The following is a 13,236-nucleotide window of genomic DNA, read 5'->3' as shown; positions in this document are numbered from 1 at the left end:
CTTCGATCCGCCTGATCGAATCCTTCGTCGCGGCCGGCAAGACGATCGCGCTGGTCTGTCACGCTCCGGGCGTCCTGCACCGCGTCAAGAACGCCGATGGCTCGCCCTTCGTCGATGGCCGCCGCGTGACCGGCTTCACCAACAGCGAGGAAGCGGCGGTCGGCCTGACCAAGGTCGTCCCCTTCCTGGTCGAGGACGAACTCCTCAGCCTCGGCGCGGTATACTCCAAGGTGAAGGACTGGGGCGTCCACACGGTGGTGGAGGGCAAGCTCATCACCGGACAGAACCCGGCCTCTTCCACCGAGGCGGCGGAAGCGCTCGTCGCCGCCTTGAACCGGGCAGCAGAGACGGCCGCCTGAACGGCAGCCGATCAGCGCGAACCGCCGCCGGACGACATCGACGGCGGCTCGCTGAGGGCGGCATCGTGACGGACGGGCATCGCCCGAAGTTTACCGGTCGGCGAGCTCGCAAGAAAATCGAATACATCGCAACAAATGACGGGGACCATCCCATCTATGGATCAGCCGGCAGCCACTCAGTGGAGCCTGCGGCGGGGCGATGAGGAGTTGCGGCCAATTTGTCGTTTGAGCGGACAGGGCGTGCTGCTGATAGAATGTGTATAGTGCCCGGCGCCGTTCCATGATGAATTGAAACAAGGTGTTGGGCCCGATGCCGACCGACAGCACACAGGGTTTCAGGCACGAGTTTCGAAGATCCAATCACCCGATTGAGGACGCTTGGCTCCGATGGTGCAACCAACATTCTCCGACCTCCTGAGCGTCATCGAGCGCCATGCCCGCTACGACTACGTGACACCGATCGACGGGCTGAAGGTCGGCCGCACGGACGTGCCGTCCGACGTCGGCCATTCGATCTACCAGCCCTCCTTCGGACTAGTCGGGCGCGGCGTGAAGGAGATGATGGTCGGCGAGAATCCATTCCACTACGCTGCGGGGGAGTCTCTGTTGTGCGCCGTCGACGTCCCGGTTACCTCGCAGGTGACGGAGGCCAGCCCGTCTGCGCCATATTGGCGATCCATCTCGATATCGATCCGGCCGTCGTCGCCGAACTCCTGCGCGAGCAGGCGCGACACCGCCCCAAGGCGCCGGACAATCTCGTTGCAGCGAAATATCGGCTCGATCGGGAACTGTTCGACCCGCTGATCCGGCTGCTCTCACTCCTGGACCGGCCACGGGACATCGAGGTGATGGCGCCGCTGATCCGGCGGGAGATCGTCTGGCGGCTGCTGCACACCGAGCATGGCCCGCTGCTCAGCCAATTGGCCTTCGCCAACGGCCACGCCGCCCGGATCGGACGGACGACCGCCTGGATTCGTGAAAACTACGCCGCGCCGCTGAGCATTCCGGATCTCGCCGCGCAGGCGAATATGAGCGTTCCGAGCTTCCACCGCCACTTCAAGGCGGTGACCTCCATGTCGCCCGTCCAGTTCCAGAAGCGGGTCCGGCTGCAGGAAGCGCGCCGCGGGCTCTCGGGGGCGAGCACCATCTCGTCGGTGGCCTACGACGTCGGCTATGAAAGCCTGTCGCAGTTCAATCGCGACTATCGCCGGCTTTTCAACCTAACGCCGAGCGACGACGCCGCGCAGTTGCGCGCCACGCTGAGGCGCGAGCTTGGCCACAGTCGGCCATCGCCTCCGGCCCGGATGTCGCAGTAACCGGACCGGTCCTTCTCGGTCCAGCCGACCACGCCTGCGACCAGTCCCCAAAAACGGCGCGCCGGGGCCGGCCGAATTCCGCCCACATCGACCACTAGGATATGATCTCCAAACGAGGTGATTTCTTTCGGAAAGGGGCCGTGACGAAATGTTCCGTTCGACCGACACTAAGCGCGATGTCGGTTGTTGAAATCGACCGTCCGGCCCGCAAGAAAAGGTCATTTGATCCCGTCTGCGATCGCCACCATAAGAAGCACACGATTGGCAGACCGAGGCCCGGCCTCTGAACGACAGGGTGCGCAGATGGAGCGAAAGCTTGCCGCCATCGTCGCCGGCGACGTCGTCGGCTATACCCGTTTCATGGAAGCGGACGAGGCCGGCACCTATGCCGCCCTGCAGGGCGCCTTCTGCGACATCATCGAGCCGGCCCTCTCGCGACACGGCGGGCGCAGCTTCAAGAACACCGGCGACGGCTTCCTGGCGACGTTTCCGAGCGTCAACGACGCTCTGGACGCGGCCATCGAGATCCAGGCGGGCTTTGCCGAACATCCCCTCAAGCTGCGGATCGGCGTCAATCTCGGCGACGTCATCGAAACCGATGGTGACACGTTCGGCGACGGCGTCAACGTCGCCGTCCGGGTCCAGGAAATGGCCGAGCCGGGCGGGATCTTTGTCAGCGCCGCCGTGGTTCGCAGCGCCGACCGCAATCGCGCCGAATCCTTTCGCCGCGTCGGTCGGCGCCGCGCCAAGAACATCGCCGAGGCTCTCGAGGTCTATGCGGTCAGGCTGGATCGCCCCTCCGGCGTCGGCCGCTGGCTGCCTGCAATGCGTGCCAGGCGCGCGGCACCCGCCTATCTGGCCGGTGCGGCAGCGCTGGCGCTGGTGGCGGTGGGTTTTCTCGACCGGCCCTGGCTGTCGGCCTTCGCCAGCAGCACGTTCGACAACGTGCTGCGGATCTCCGGTACGGCGCGCGAGCAGCGCCCCACCATCGCGGTGCTGCCCTTCGACGACATGGGGGAGGCGGCCGACGACCAGTACTTCGTCGACGGCCTCACCGAGGACGTCATCGCCGCGCTGGCGCGCTACTCCGACATGCAGGTGATCGCCCGGAACTCGACCTTCGCCGTGCGCGGCCAGGCCGCCGACGTGCGCGAGCTCGGCCGGCGGCTCGGTGCCGACTACATCGTCGAGGGCAGCGCGCGACGGGCCGGCGACCAGCTCCGCGTCGTCGCCCAGCTGGTAGAGACCAAGACCGGCGCGCATCTGTGGTCGAGCAGCTACGACAGGCGCGTCGACGACGTCTTCCTCCTGCAGGCCGATCTGGCGGCAGAGATCGTCTCCCATGCAGGATCCTATGTCCGGCAGTCGGAAGTGGCGGCGGTGGCCGAGCGGCCGACGGAGAGCCTGCAGGCCTACGACCTCGTCCTCAGGGCCCGCACCCAATACCGCCACGGCTCCTCGGACGGCGATGCGCTTCTGGCGTCCCGGGCCCTGCTTCTCAGGGCCCTGGAACTCGATCCCGGCTATGCCGCCGCACGCGCAGAGCTGGGCAAAACCTACATCGTCGACGCCGTGGACGGGCTGACCGGGCGGGCGGCGACGCTGGAGATCGAAACCGGACTGAGCGAGGCTCGCCAGGCCATCCGGCTCGAACCCAATCTGGCGGCCGGCTACCAGATCTTGAGTTTCGGCCTCGCCGCGAAAGGCGATTATCGGGAGGCGATGCAGGCTGGCATCCGTGCGGTGGAACTCAACCCCAACGATCCCGACAGCCTGATGGCGCTGGCCAAGGCGCAGGTGCGTTTTGACCGCTACGCGGACGCCGTCGACAATGCCGAGCGGGCGCGACGGCTGCATCCGCTCGCGCCGCAATACTACATCGCCGTGCACGGCCAAGCGCTCTATGCGGCGGGCGAGACAGACGAGGCGGAAGCGGTTCTGGCGGAGTGCCTCCTGACGGCGCCGGACGAGCCGAACTGCCTGTTGATCTGGAGCGCCCTGATGGCCGATCTCGGGCGGCTGGACGAGGCTCGCGCGGCGATGGACAGGTTGCGGGCGAAAAATCCGGCGCTGTCCATCGCCTCCGAGCGCAACTATCGCCGCTTCGGTGACTCGCCCCTCATGGAACGCTTTCTCGCGGCGCTTGCTCGCGCCCAGGCACCGGAAACCGCAGACCAGGCATCCGGCACGGCCGCAGCCAAGGCGAGCTGACCACCTCCGCGCCGTCTTCAGGAGACGGGCCGACACGATCTGGGCCAGACGAACGGCAACGCAATCCGAACGAGCGGTCTCATCACCTCGGCAAGTCTGGCGCGCCGACACGGCATCGGTGTGTCTGCCAAGGGCTTCGCCGACCTTCCAGGCCAAGTCGATCCGCGGCTGAAAACTGGCAAGACCGCTCCGGCGCGATCAGCCTCAATCCCGACGAGGAGGTGCAGTGTGGTTCGGCGCGACGCTATGACCCCGGTTCATAATACGCTCCGCTGCTGTTTCAGAGGCTTACCAGCGTGCCCCCCACGCCGATTGGCGTCGAACCCCGGCGCCGATTCACAGACGGCCGGTTCGGCGGGTTTGCGACCGGTCACAACGACCAGTTTGGTGGACATCGGCATCCGCTCTCCGGATGATGTGAACGATGATCGACGCGCCTCAGGCGACGTCGCCTGTCTTGGCTGCCTCGTTGGCGCGTCGAAGGGCGAAGGATCTTTCGTGTCGGACCGTTTGGACGAGGTTCGTATGGCCCTTCAGCCACTGGACGCTGGCCTCACCTACAAGCATGCCCGGACGTCCGAGCAGGGCGATGATCAGAGGGGCTGGCGAACGGACCGAGACAAGGCCGTAGATCAAGCCAATGGCCAGACCAACTGATAGCGACACGAGATAGGGTTGAAGCTGAGCCATGGGGAGACTCGATCGTGGTTTGACGAAGTTCGACCTGGTCTGCAGCCCTGTCCGACACCGTGGTGTGATTCAGCCGATCGTGTAGGATTGCTTGGCTGCTTGCTCGATCAGGTCCGCGACGACCTGTGGGTTCGATACCATCACGACATGCGACGCACCCGCGACAACCACCGTGTTCCTGGAGCCAGCTCGCTTGGCCATAAACCCGAGCGCCTCGGCGGGGATGTTCTTGTCGCCGTCGCCATAGACGAAGTACGACGGCAGCGACTTCCAGGCCGGTTCGCCGGACTTTTCCGTCAGCGCGGCTTCGGCGATCGGCCGTTGACCGGCTGCCATCAGAGCAGCTGTTTCGGCTGGAACATCATGCGCGAACTGATCGTGGAACTTCGTCTGATCTATGTACAGAACAACCCCACCGTCCGAGAGCTCGACCGGCGGCGCAAGTGCTTCGCCGAGCGTCCCACCGGGGAACTTGCTTGCCAGTTCTGCCGCAGCCTCCCCGGCATCCGGCGCGAAGGCCGCCACATAGACCAGGGACTTGATGTTTTCGTGCCCTTGCGCGGCGTTCGAGATGACTTGGCCACCATAGGAATGGCCAACGAGGACCACCGGCCCACCGATGCTTGCGACGACGTCTGAGACCACGCGTGCATCGTTTGAAACACTCCGCAACGGGTTCGCAACCGCAACTGTCGTGTAGCCGCCTTCTTTCAGGCGGGCGACGACGCCATTCCAGCTCGAGGAGTCGGCGAACGCGCCGTGGACGAGCACGATCGCCGGCTTGGCCGGTTCGGCAATTGCGATACCCGAAAAAAGTGCGGTCGCAATTGCAGCAATTGCAGCAAGCTTGGCCATGATGAACTCCTGTCTGTTCATAGGTCCGAGGGGGTGCAGGGGGCGCGCCAGTTGCTGTAGTCCCAAGTCCGCTTCTGAGCCACGACTGCCCGGCTGCGGTACATAAGACGCAGCGTCTAGAGCCTTAATCTTAGGGTTTGTTTGAGTGCCGTGCGGCACCGGGACTGCCCTCGAGGTGCCGATCTTGCTTGTTTCTTCATCCGACCGGGGACATCAGATACCAAGATGGGGAGAGAAATCGCAGGAAGGACCGAACTCATCGGTCCTGCAGCCAGCATGGCGAGGATGGAGCGGCGCGGATCATCGCCTGAGGTCATCGATTTACCTCCGACCCGCCTGGGTCGACGACGACGCGAGCGCGCCGATCGCTTCTCCGATCTCTACCGCTCCACCGGTCACTTCCAGGATCAGTCGATTGAGTCCCGGTGTTCGCAGGAGCCCCACGATCACCGCAGCGACGTCGTCGCGGGTAATCTCGACATGGACTTTCGCGAGCCCCAGATCGACCCGGCCGGTACCACTGTCGTTGGTCAGGGCTGAGGGGCGCAAGATCAGCCAGTCCAGGCCGGTCAGGACCAATTCGGTCTCCGCCTTCTTCTTCTCGACCATGTAGTGCTCGAACGACGCATCCATGCGCCGTTCGCGCCACGCCTCGGGGAACACCGAGACGAGGATGAAGCGATGAACCCCGGCGATCTTCGCTGCCGCGGCCAGCTTGCCCGGCCCGTCCCCATCGATGCGGGTCGTTGCTTCGTCGTTCTCCTTGCCACCCGCACCGGCGCTGAAAACGACGGCATCGCAGCCACGCATAGCCTCAGCCAGTTGATCGACCGACATAGCCACCAGATCGCCCGGCGCCGTACGGATACCTTTCGCCCCGAGGGCTTCAGCCTGCTCTGGTCTCCGAACGAGGCCGGTCGGCTCGTCGCCGGCCTCCGCGAGCAGCGCTGCGACCCGGCGACCGACGCCGCCGGCGATACCAATGATGAAAACCTTCATTTCTGCTCTCCGTGCTGGGTTTCCTTGCCGTGCGCACGGCATGCCACAGCGGTCAGGCGGTGACGTTTCGGTCAGGGCGACCGCCCGACGGCGGGACGGGCGCCATGGGTGTGGGGGTCTCCACGCGGGGGACAACTATCGACATCACCGCCATCTTGCGTTCCGATCGTTCCACCGGGCGCCAAGCGCGCCTATTTCGGGTTAGTACTGCTGGCTGGTCGGCCGCAGCACAATGGCGTTGATGTCGACGTTCGCCGGCTGCTCGATCGCGAATGCGATCGCGCGCGCGACCGAGGAGGCGGGGATCGCCTGCTTGTAGAAGTCGAGCACTGAGTCCGTGGCGGCGCCGGATGTTCCGAGCTTGAGATCGCTGTCGACGGCGCCCGGCTCAATAGAGGTGACGCGCACCTTGTCACCAACCTCCTGGCGCAGGCCTTCGGAGATCGCGCTCACGGCGAACTTGGTGCCCGAATAGACGGTGCCACCCGGGGCAAACACCTTGATCCCTGCGACCGAGCTCAGGTTGATGATGTGGCCGCTCTCCTGCGCCAGGAATCGCGGGAGTGCCGCGGCGATGCCATAGAGGACACCTCTCAGGTTCACGTCGATCATCTGATCCCATTCCTCAGTATTCACCTCCGACATGGGACGGATCGGCATCAGGCCGGCGTTGTTGACCAGCACGTCCAGTCGGCCGAAATCGGCGACGACGCCTGCAACCACTGCCTCGACCTGCGTCTTGTTGGTCACGTCAAGCGCGTAAGCCTTGGCCGTGCCGCCCAGCGCCTCGATCCCGGCGACGACTTCATCCAGCTTGTCTTTCCGGCGGGCCGCCACCGCGACCATGGCACCGCGCGCCGCGAGCAACTGGGCGGTTTCAGCCCCTAGTCCGGTGCTACCACCGGTGATCAAGACGACTTTGTTCTCTATTCCCTCGGACATCGTCAATTCTTTCCGGTTCGTCAGTCAAACCCGTTCTATTAGCCCTCACGCGCATGGCTCGGACGGAGCGATGGGACCGCCGCTTTCCTAAGCGGCAGTTTGCAGCGCCCACGGATGTAGACGAAGTAGGCGCTCATGCCGAAGCCTTGAGTTCCTCCACCAAGCGCTGCGCGGCGCTGGCGGACGACGCCGGATTCTGGCCGGTGATCAGCAGACCGTCCTGCACGAAATACGGACCCCAGTCCGGGCCGCTCGAGTAGAGACCGCCCTTGGCCTTTAGCTCGTCCTCGACGAGGAACGGAACGACCTCGGTCAGGCCTACGGCGGCCTCCTCGGTGTTGGTGAAGCCGGTCACCTTCTTCCCCTCGACCAGGGGGCGACCTTCTGGGGTCTCGACATGCCGCAGCACGCCTGGAGCGTGGCAGACCAAAGCGACCGGCTTGTTGCTTGCCAGGAAGCTCTCGATCAGGGCGCGAGAGTCGCTGCTCTCGGCCAGATCCCACATCGGACCATGACCGCCCGGATAGAAGATCGTATCGAAGTCGTTCGCCGAAACGTCGGCAAGCTTTACCGTGCTTGCCAGTGCCTCTCCTGCCTCGTCGTCCGCCTCGAAACGGCGGGTGTCGTCGGTCTGGAAGTTGGGCTCGTTGCTCTTGGGATCGAGCGGCGGCTGGCCGCCCTTTGGCGAGGCGAGCGTTATCTCGTAGCCGGCGTCTTTGAACACATAATAGGGAGCGGCGAGCTCCTCGAGCCAGAAGCCGGTCTTGCGACCGGTGTCGCCGAGCTGGTCATGCGACGTCAAACCAATCAGAACCTTCATGTCATTCTCCTTCGGTTGAAGTCCCTTGGGACATCATCGCAACGCGCTGCAGGAGATGTGGAGGTGTCTTCGGAAGGCCCCGTCACCGATGGGCTGGGCTATCCGCTCATCCCGGCCATGCGCATGTCGGTGACAAGGCATGCGATCCGTGACACGTCAGGGATAGACCACACCGCCCGTCGCGCGCTTCGGAGCGTCCCGCAGTGTCGGCAACGGGATGAAGTCCGCCTCGTCGCCGGGCACCGTATCGAAGCGGCCTCTTGCCCATTCCTCCTTTGCCGCCTCGATGCGTTCGAGGCGGGACGAGACGAAGTTCCACCAGATGTAGCGTGGCCCCTCCATCGGAGCGCCGCCGAACAGCATGAACTGTGCATCCGCGAGAGCGGAAACCGTGATCGCGTCGCCCGCTCGCAAAACCACGAGTTGGCCGGCCTCGAAGACGTCGCCGCCGATCTCGATCGAACCCTTCAACGTGTAGAGCGCTCGCTCCTCATAGGCCGCATCGACGGGAAATTTGCTGCCCGCGGCAAGCACGACGTCCGCGTAGAGAGTTTCGGAAGCGGTCTTCAGAGGAGAAACTTCGCCAAAGGCACGACCGGCAATGAGCCTCGCAGTCACGCCGTCCGCTTCGACGACAGGGAGAGCATCCGCGCCGATATGCAGGAAGGCCGGATCGGATTCCTCCTGGGCCTCTGGAAGCGCCATCCAGGTCTGGATGCCGAAGAGCCGCTGGCCATTGCGCTTGCGCTCCTCCGCCGTCCGCTCGGAATGAACGATGCCGCGGCCGGCCCGCATCCAGTTCACCGCGCCCGGCTGTATCGCCTGCTCCGTGCCGAGACTGTCACGATGCAGGATCTCACCCTGGAAGAGATAGGTAAGCGTTGCGAGATTGATGTGCGGGTGCGGTCGCACGTCGATGCCTTGGTCGGTCAGGAATTCGGCGGGACCCATCTGGTCGAAGAAGATGAACGGCCCGACCATCTGCCGCTTCGTCGACGGCAGCGCGCGGCGTACCACCATCTCGCCGAGGTCGACGGCACGGGGAATGATGAGCGTCTCAATCGCGTTCGTCGTGGCGCGGTCACCGATCACGGGATCGGGGCAAGGGGTCCAGGTCATGATCTCGTCTCCGATGCGGCATGGATGGGTGCGAGTTTCGGGGCCCAAAGATGGCGCACGATGGGGAGGTCGGCGCCGATGTGAAAGGCCCTGACGGTATCCTGGTCGATGCGATCGGCCTTTGTGACGCGCTCATGCTGGCGGAGATGCTCGAGCCAGCTTTCGACCACGAAGGTCTCGACGATGACGCCGGGCCGGGTCGCATCTTCGTACAACTCCCAGCGCATCGCGCCGTCCCGCTTGCGGACGCGTGAAAGGCGGTGCATCGCCATCGTGAACTCGGCGACCCTTGCGGGATCGACGGCGTATTCGACCATGATCATGACAGGCCCCCGATCGGCTCCGACCGTGTCGTCGACATCGGGCTCGACCCAATGGCGGGACGGCGTCAGATCCGCTTTAGTTCCGCCGCCGATCGGGAACCAGACGACGAGCAGCAATGCTGCGAGCATCAGGATGGACGCGACCGTCAGCGTCGTCTGAATGTCCGTGCGCGCCGCGAGCAAGCCCCACAGGATGCTGCCGGCGGTCATCGCGCCCTGGAAGACGACGAGATAGACCGAAAGCGCGCGGGCCTTTACCCAGGACGGCGCTGCCAGCTGCGCCGCGACGTTCAAGGACGACAGCATGGCAATCCAGGCGAGGCCGGCAAAGGCCATGACGATACCGGCGGAAGCAAAGCCCCGAACCTGCGAAAGAGCGAAGGTCACCAGCGCGAAGATCACGGTGGCGCCGATCGTCAGCCCGTTCGGCGACAGGCGCTTGCGAAGGACCGGCAACACCGACGCGCCGACGATCGCGCCCGCGCCCATGCAGCCGAGGATGCCGCCATAGCCGGAGGGCCCAAGGCCGAGTTCTCGGCGCGCGATGATCGGCAGAAGTGCCCAGGCGGCGCTTGCGAAGAGGAAGAAGCCGATGCTCCGCACGAGAACGATCTGGAGCGACGGAGAGTGTCGGGCATAGCGCGCGCCGGCGCGCAGTGCTCCGAAGAAGTGCTCCGGCGGCAACTTGGTCGCGGTGGAAACCCGCTTCCATCGGTAGAGCACGAACATCACGCCGACGACCGAGACGGCGTTCAGCGCGAAGACGGAGGCAGGACCGGACAGGGAAATGACGACGCCGCCGAGCGCTGGTCCTATGGCGCGCGCGATGTTGATGCCGAGGCTGTTCAGCGACACGGCGTCGGGCAGCGACTTTGCGGGAACCAGTTCCGGCACGATCGCCTGGAAGGCCGGCGCGCTCAGCGACGCTCCCGCCGCAATGGCGAAGGTGAGGGCGAGGAGGATCGCAGGGGTTGTCAGACCCAGGGCGACCACCACGGCAAGGCAGGTCGCAGCGATGAGGCTCCAGACCTGCGCACCGATGAGGAGCCGCCGCCGGTCGACGATGTCGGCAAGTGCCCCGCCTGGCAGCGCCAAAAGGAACATCGGCAGCGTCGTCGCTGCTTGCACGAGTGCGACGAGCAACGGGTCGCTCGACAGCGACGTCATGAGCCATCCCGCTCCGACATCGTTCATCCACGTCCCCACATTGGAAACGATCGTGGCGATCCAAAGGGCGCGGAACAACGGCTGGCGCAGCGGCGAGACATCGTCGGCAACTGGGGCGATAGGAGCGACGGTCGCATCGGTCATGCGAGGGCCTCTCGCGTTTCCACAATGATCGTCGCGAGGATCAGGCCGCCGATGAGCCCGGCATGTTCGAGGAAGGTGTTGGTCGCGTGGAAGCGCTCCATCGGGTCGGAGACAGTCCAGAATGCATGGGCTACGACCGTCGCGGCAGCGGTGAAGACCCCGAGCGCACCGGCACCCAGCCATACCATTCGCCCGAAGACGAGAAGCAGCGAGCCGCCGATCTGGACGAGGATCGTCGCCATGACGATGAGGGCCGCTGGCTCGAGCCCGAAATTCCTCGCCTCACCGAGCGCGCCGTCGAGGTCGAAGAGCTTGCGAATTCCACTCGACCAGTAGGGCAGCGTCAGGAGCGTGACCGCGGCCCTGATGAAAGCTCGGTTGCCGAGAAGCGCGGCGATCGGTGCGGGTGTGGTCATACCGCCCAGCATCCGCAACCCAAGGCCCCCCAGAAACTGCGGGCATCTGAGGTCGGCACGTTGGCGCCGAGCGCTGCGGCATGAGCGTGGCCATGCAGGGTACAGGCATTGGCGCAGCCGCAACTCGCAGCCATGCGAAGAGCCTCGTTCGAGGCCCGCCGGGGATAGCCGCCGAACGTTGCGACCGGGGACCAGTCCGGCATCGGCGCGGGAAGCGCCGGCGCGAGCGGCAGGAAGTCGCCCTCGCCATGGACGATCTTGCCGCCGAGCATCGTGAGGACCGAGTGGAGGTGTGGGATCTCTGTTTCGGCGACCTCCATGAAGTCGTCGCTGATGATGGCCAGATCGGCGAGGAGGCCGGCTTTGATGCTCCCCTTCTTGCCCTCTTCGTTGGAGAACCAAGTGTTCTCCGTCGTCCACATCCTGAGTGCCGTTTCGCGGTCTAGCCGGTTCGTCGGGGGATAGAGACGCAGGCCGCCGAGGGTGCGTCCCGTCACGAGCCAGGAAAGCGAGACCCATGGATTGTAACTCGCGACGCGCGTTGCGTCCGTGCCGGCGCCAACCGGAATGCCCGCTGCCCGCATCTTCGCGATCGGCGGCGTCGTTTCGGCCGCTCTCGCCCCGTAGCGTTCGACGAAGTCCTCGCCTTGAAACGCCATGCGGTGCTGCACGGCGATGCCGCCACCGAGCGCCGCGACCCGGTCGATGTTGCGTTCGCTGATCGTCTCGGCATGGTCGAAGAACCAATGGAGACCCCCGAAAGGAACGTCGCGGTTCACCTTTTCGAAGACGTCGAGGGCGCGCGTGATGGTCTCGTCATAGGTCGCGTGCAACCGCCACGGCCACCGGTTCTCGACGAGGAGCCGGATCACGGGCTCGAGATCAGCCTCCATATTCGCGGGCATTTCCGGCCGCTCGACGCGAAAATCCTCGAAATCGGCGGCGCTATAAACCAGCATTTCGCCGGCCCCGTTGTGGCGGTAGGTGTCGTCACCCTCGCCGGGCGCCACCTGTTTGGACCAGCTGGAGAAGTCCGACAGCTCCTCTTTCGGTTTCTGCGTGAAGAGGTTGTAGGATATGCGCAAGGTCAGCTCGTCGTCGGCATGGAGCTTCTCGATGATCTCGTAGTCGTCGGGATAGTTCTGGTAGCCGCCGCCGGCGTCGATGACACTGGTGATGCCGAGCCTGTTCAATTCGCGCATGAAGTGGCGCGTCGAATTCAGCTGGTACTCCGGTGACAGCTTGGGTCCCTTGGCGAGCGTCGAGTAGAGGATCGTCGCGTTCGGCTGGGCCAGCAAAAGACCGGTCGGCTCGCCCGAAGCATCGCGCACGATCTCGCCGCCCGGTGGGTTCGGTGTGTCTTTGGTATAGCCGACGACACGGAGCGCCGCGCGGTTGAGAAGCGCGCGGTCGTAGAGGTGGAGGATGAAGACCGGGGTTTCGGGCGCTGCCGCGTTGATCTCCTCCAGGGTCGGCAGACGCTTTTCCGCGAACTGGTGCTCTGTGAAGCCGCCGACGACGCGCACCCATTGTGGCGCCGGCGTTTTCTCTGCTTGCCGCCTCAGCATGGCCATCGCGTTCGCGAGCGAGGGAACGCCCTCCCAGCGCAGCTCCATGTTGTAGTTCAGCCCGCCGCGGATGACGTGGATATGGCTGTCGATGAGGCCAGGTATGAGACGCCGCCCACCGCCGTCGATGATCTCGGCATCGGGCGCGGCCGCGCGAACCTCCGCTCCCGTCCCGACCGCAAGGAAGCGTCCGTCGCGAATGGCGACGGCGTCGGCGCGGGGGTTGGCGCGGTCGAGCGTCGTGATCTTGACGTTGAGGATGATGACGTCGCCGTCGGTCATGGTCTGGCTCCGGGCTTTTTCGAGA

At 64.9% G+C, this 13,236-nt stretch carries 11 protein-coding genes and 1 pseudogene; 3 read left to right on the top strand and 9 right to left on the bottom strand.

Going from position 1 to position 13,236, the window contains the following annotated elements; translation table 11 throughout:
- From ATO4_RS16380 to ATO4_RS16370, 3 genes and pseudogenes are all read left to right on the top strand, one after another.
- Nucleotides 1-359 (top strand): annotated as a pseudogene (locus ATO4_RS16380) (type 1 glutamine amidotransferase domain-containing protein); the annotation flags it as partial.
- A 668-nt stretch (nucleotides 360-1,027) separates the two neighbouring features.
- Nucleotides 1,028-1,675 carry an AraC family transcriptional regulator gene (locus tag ATO4_RS16375; protein WP_210191082.1) on the top strand — a complete coding sequence of 216 codons (648 nt, stop codon included), beginning with the start codon at nucleotides 1,028-1,030 and terminating at the stop codon, nucleotides 1,673-1,675.
- Between the two features lie 303 nt (nucleotides 1,676-1,978).
- Entirely contained in the window at nucleotides 1,979-3,886 is a 1,908-nt protein-coding gene (locus tag ATO4_RS16370; protein ID WP_083592604.1) for an adenylate/guanylate cyclase domain-containing protein, read from the top strand.
- Between the two features lie 438 nt (nucleotides 3,887-4,324).
- Here the strand turns inward: ATO4_RS16370 and ATO4_RS16365 are convergent, their stop codons facing one another.
- From ATO4_RS16365 to ATO4_RS16325, 9 genes are all read right to left on the bottom strand, one after another.
- Entirely contained in the window at nucleotides 4,325-4,576 is a 252-nt protein-coding gene (locus tag ATO4_RS16365; RefSeq protein ID WP_083592603.1) for a DUF1427 family protein, read from the bottom strand.
- A 69-nt stretch (nucleotides 4,577-4,645) separates the two neighbouring features.
- A complete protein-coding gene (locus ATO4_RS16360) occupies nucleotides 4,646-5,431 on the bottom strand; it encodes an alpha/beta hydrolase (RefSeq protein ID WP_083592612.1) in 786 nt (261 codons plus the stop codon).
- Between the two features lie 321 nt (nucleotides 5,432-5,752).
- Nucleotides 5,753-6,430 carry an SDR family oxidoreductase gene (locus ATO4_RS16355; protein ID WP_083592602.1) on the bottom strand — a complete coding sequence of 226 codons (678 nt, stop codon included), beginning with the start codon at nucleotides 6,428-6,430 and terminating at the stop codon, nucleotides 5,753-5,755.
- Nucleotides 6,431-6,631: 201 nt separating this feature from the next.
- On the bottom strand, nucleotides 6,632-7,372 hold the full coding sequence (locus tag ATO4_RS16350) for an SDR family oxidoreductase (protein ID WP_083592611.1): 741 nt from the start codon (nucleotides 7,370-7,372) through the stop codon (nucleotides 6,632-6,634).
- 133 nt (nucleotides 7,373-7,505) lie between these two features.
- The gene (locus ATO4_RS16345; protein ID WP_083592601.1) at nucleotides 7,506-8,192 is read right to left on the bottom strand and encodes a type 1 glutamine amidotransferase domain-containing protein; all 687 of its coding nucleotides are present in this window, start codon (nucleotides 8,190-8,192) and stop codon (nucleotides 7,506-7,508) included.
- Between the two features lie 156 nt (nucleotides 8,193-8,348).
- Nucleotides 8,349-9,311 (bottom strand): pirin family protein, encoded by a 963-nt coding sequence (locus ATO4_RS16340; protein ID WP_083592600.1) that lies wholly within the window; start codon nucleotides 9,309-9,311, stop codon nucleotides 8,349-8,351.
- Nucleotides 9,308-10,945: an MFS transporter gene (locus ATO4_RS16335; protein WP_083592599.1), complete on the bottom strand. Its 1,638-nt coding sequence runs from the start codon at nucleotides 10,943-10,945 to the stop codon at nucleotides 9,308-9,310. Before ATO4_RS16335 ends, ATO4_RS16340 begins: the two co-directional genes overlap by 4 nt.
- Nucleotides 10,942-11,361, bottom strand: a complete 420-nt coding sequence (locus ATO4_RS16330; protein WP_083592598.1) for a DoxX family protein — start codon at nucleotides 11,359-11,361, stop codon at nucleotides 10,942-10,944. The genes ATO4_RS16335 and ATO4_RS16330 overlap by 4 nt, the downstream gene beginning before the upstream one ends.
- Nucleotides 11,358-13,211, bottom strand: coding sequence for an amidohydrolase (locus tag ATO4_RS16325; protein ID WP_210191084.1), 1,854 nt, complete (start codon nucleotides 13,209-13,211; stop codon nucleotides 11,358-11,360). Before ATO4_RS16325 ends, ATO4_RS16330 begins: the two co-directional genes overlap by 4 nt.
- Nucleotides 13,212-13,236: the final 25 nt, after the last annotated feature.

The sequence above is a fragment of the Aurantimonas sp. 22II-16-19i genome (assembly GCF_002088275.1).
Classification (GTDB): Bacteria; Pseudomonadota; Alphaproteobacteria; order Rhizobiales; family Rhizobiaceae; genus Jiella.
Note: the sequence above shows the minus strand (reverse complement) of the source record. Positions and strands in the feature narration are given on the sequence as shown.

Bases quoted from the DNA above. Each gene is read 5' to 3' on its own strand.
- ATO4_RS16370 (WP_083592604.1), top strand. From the start codon at position 1,979: ATGGAGCGAAAGCTTGCCGCCATCGTCGCCGGCGACGTCGTCGGCTAT.
- ATO4_RS16365 (WP_083592603.1), bottom strand. From the start codon at position 4,576: ATGGCTCAGCTTCAACCCTATCTCGTGTCGCTATCAGTTGGTCTGGCC.
- ATO4_RS16360 (WP_083592612.1), bottom strand. From the start codon at position 5,431: ATGGCCAAGCTTGCTGCAATTGCTGCAATTGCGACCGCACTTTTTTCG.
- ATO4_RS16355 (WP_083592602.1), bottom strand. From the start codon at position 6,430: ATGAAGGTTTTCATCATTGGTATCGCCGGCGGCGTCGGTCGCCGGGTC.
- ATO4_RS16350 (WP_083592611.1), bottom strand. From the start codon at position 7,372: ATGTCCGAGGGAATAGAGAACAAAGTCGTCTTGATCACCGGTGGTAGC.
- ATO4_RS16345 (WP_083592601.1), bottom strand. From the start codon at position 8,192: ATGAAGGTTCTGATTGGTTTGACGTCGCATGACCAGCTCGGCGACACC.
- ATO4_RS16340 (WP_083592600.1), bottom strand. From the start codon at position 9,311: ATGACCTGGACCCCTTGCCCCGATCCCGTGATCGGTGACCGCGCCACG.
- ATO4_RS16335 (WP_083592599.1), bottom strand. From the start codon at position 10,945: ATGACCGATGCGACCGTCGCTCCTATCGCCCCAGTTGCCGACGATGTC.
- ATO4_RS16330 (WP_083592598.1), bottom strand. From the start codon at position 11,361: ATGACCACACCCGCACCGATCGCCGCGCTTCTCGGCAACCGAGCTTTC.
- ATO4_RS16325 (WP_210191084.1), bottom strand. From the start codon at position 13,211: ATGACCGACGGCGACGTCATCATCCTCAACGTCAAGATCACGACGCTC.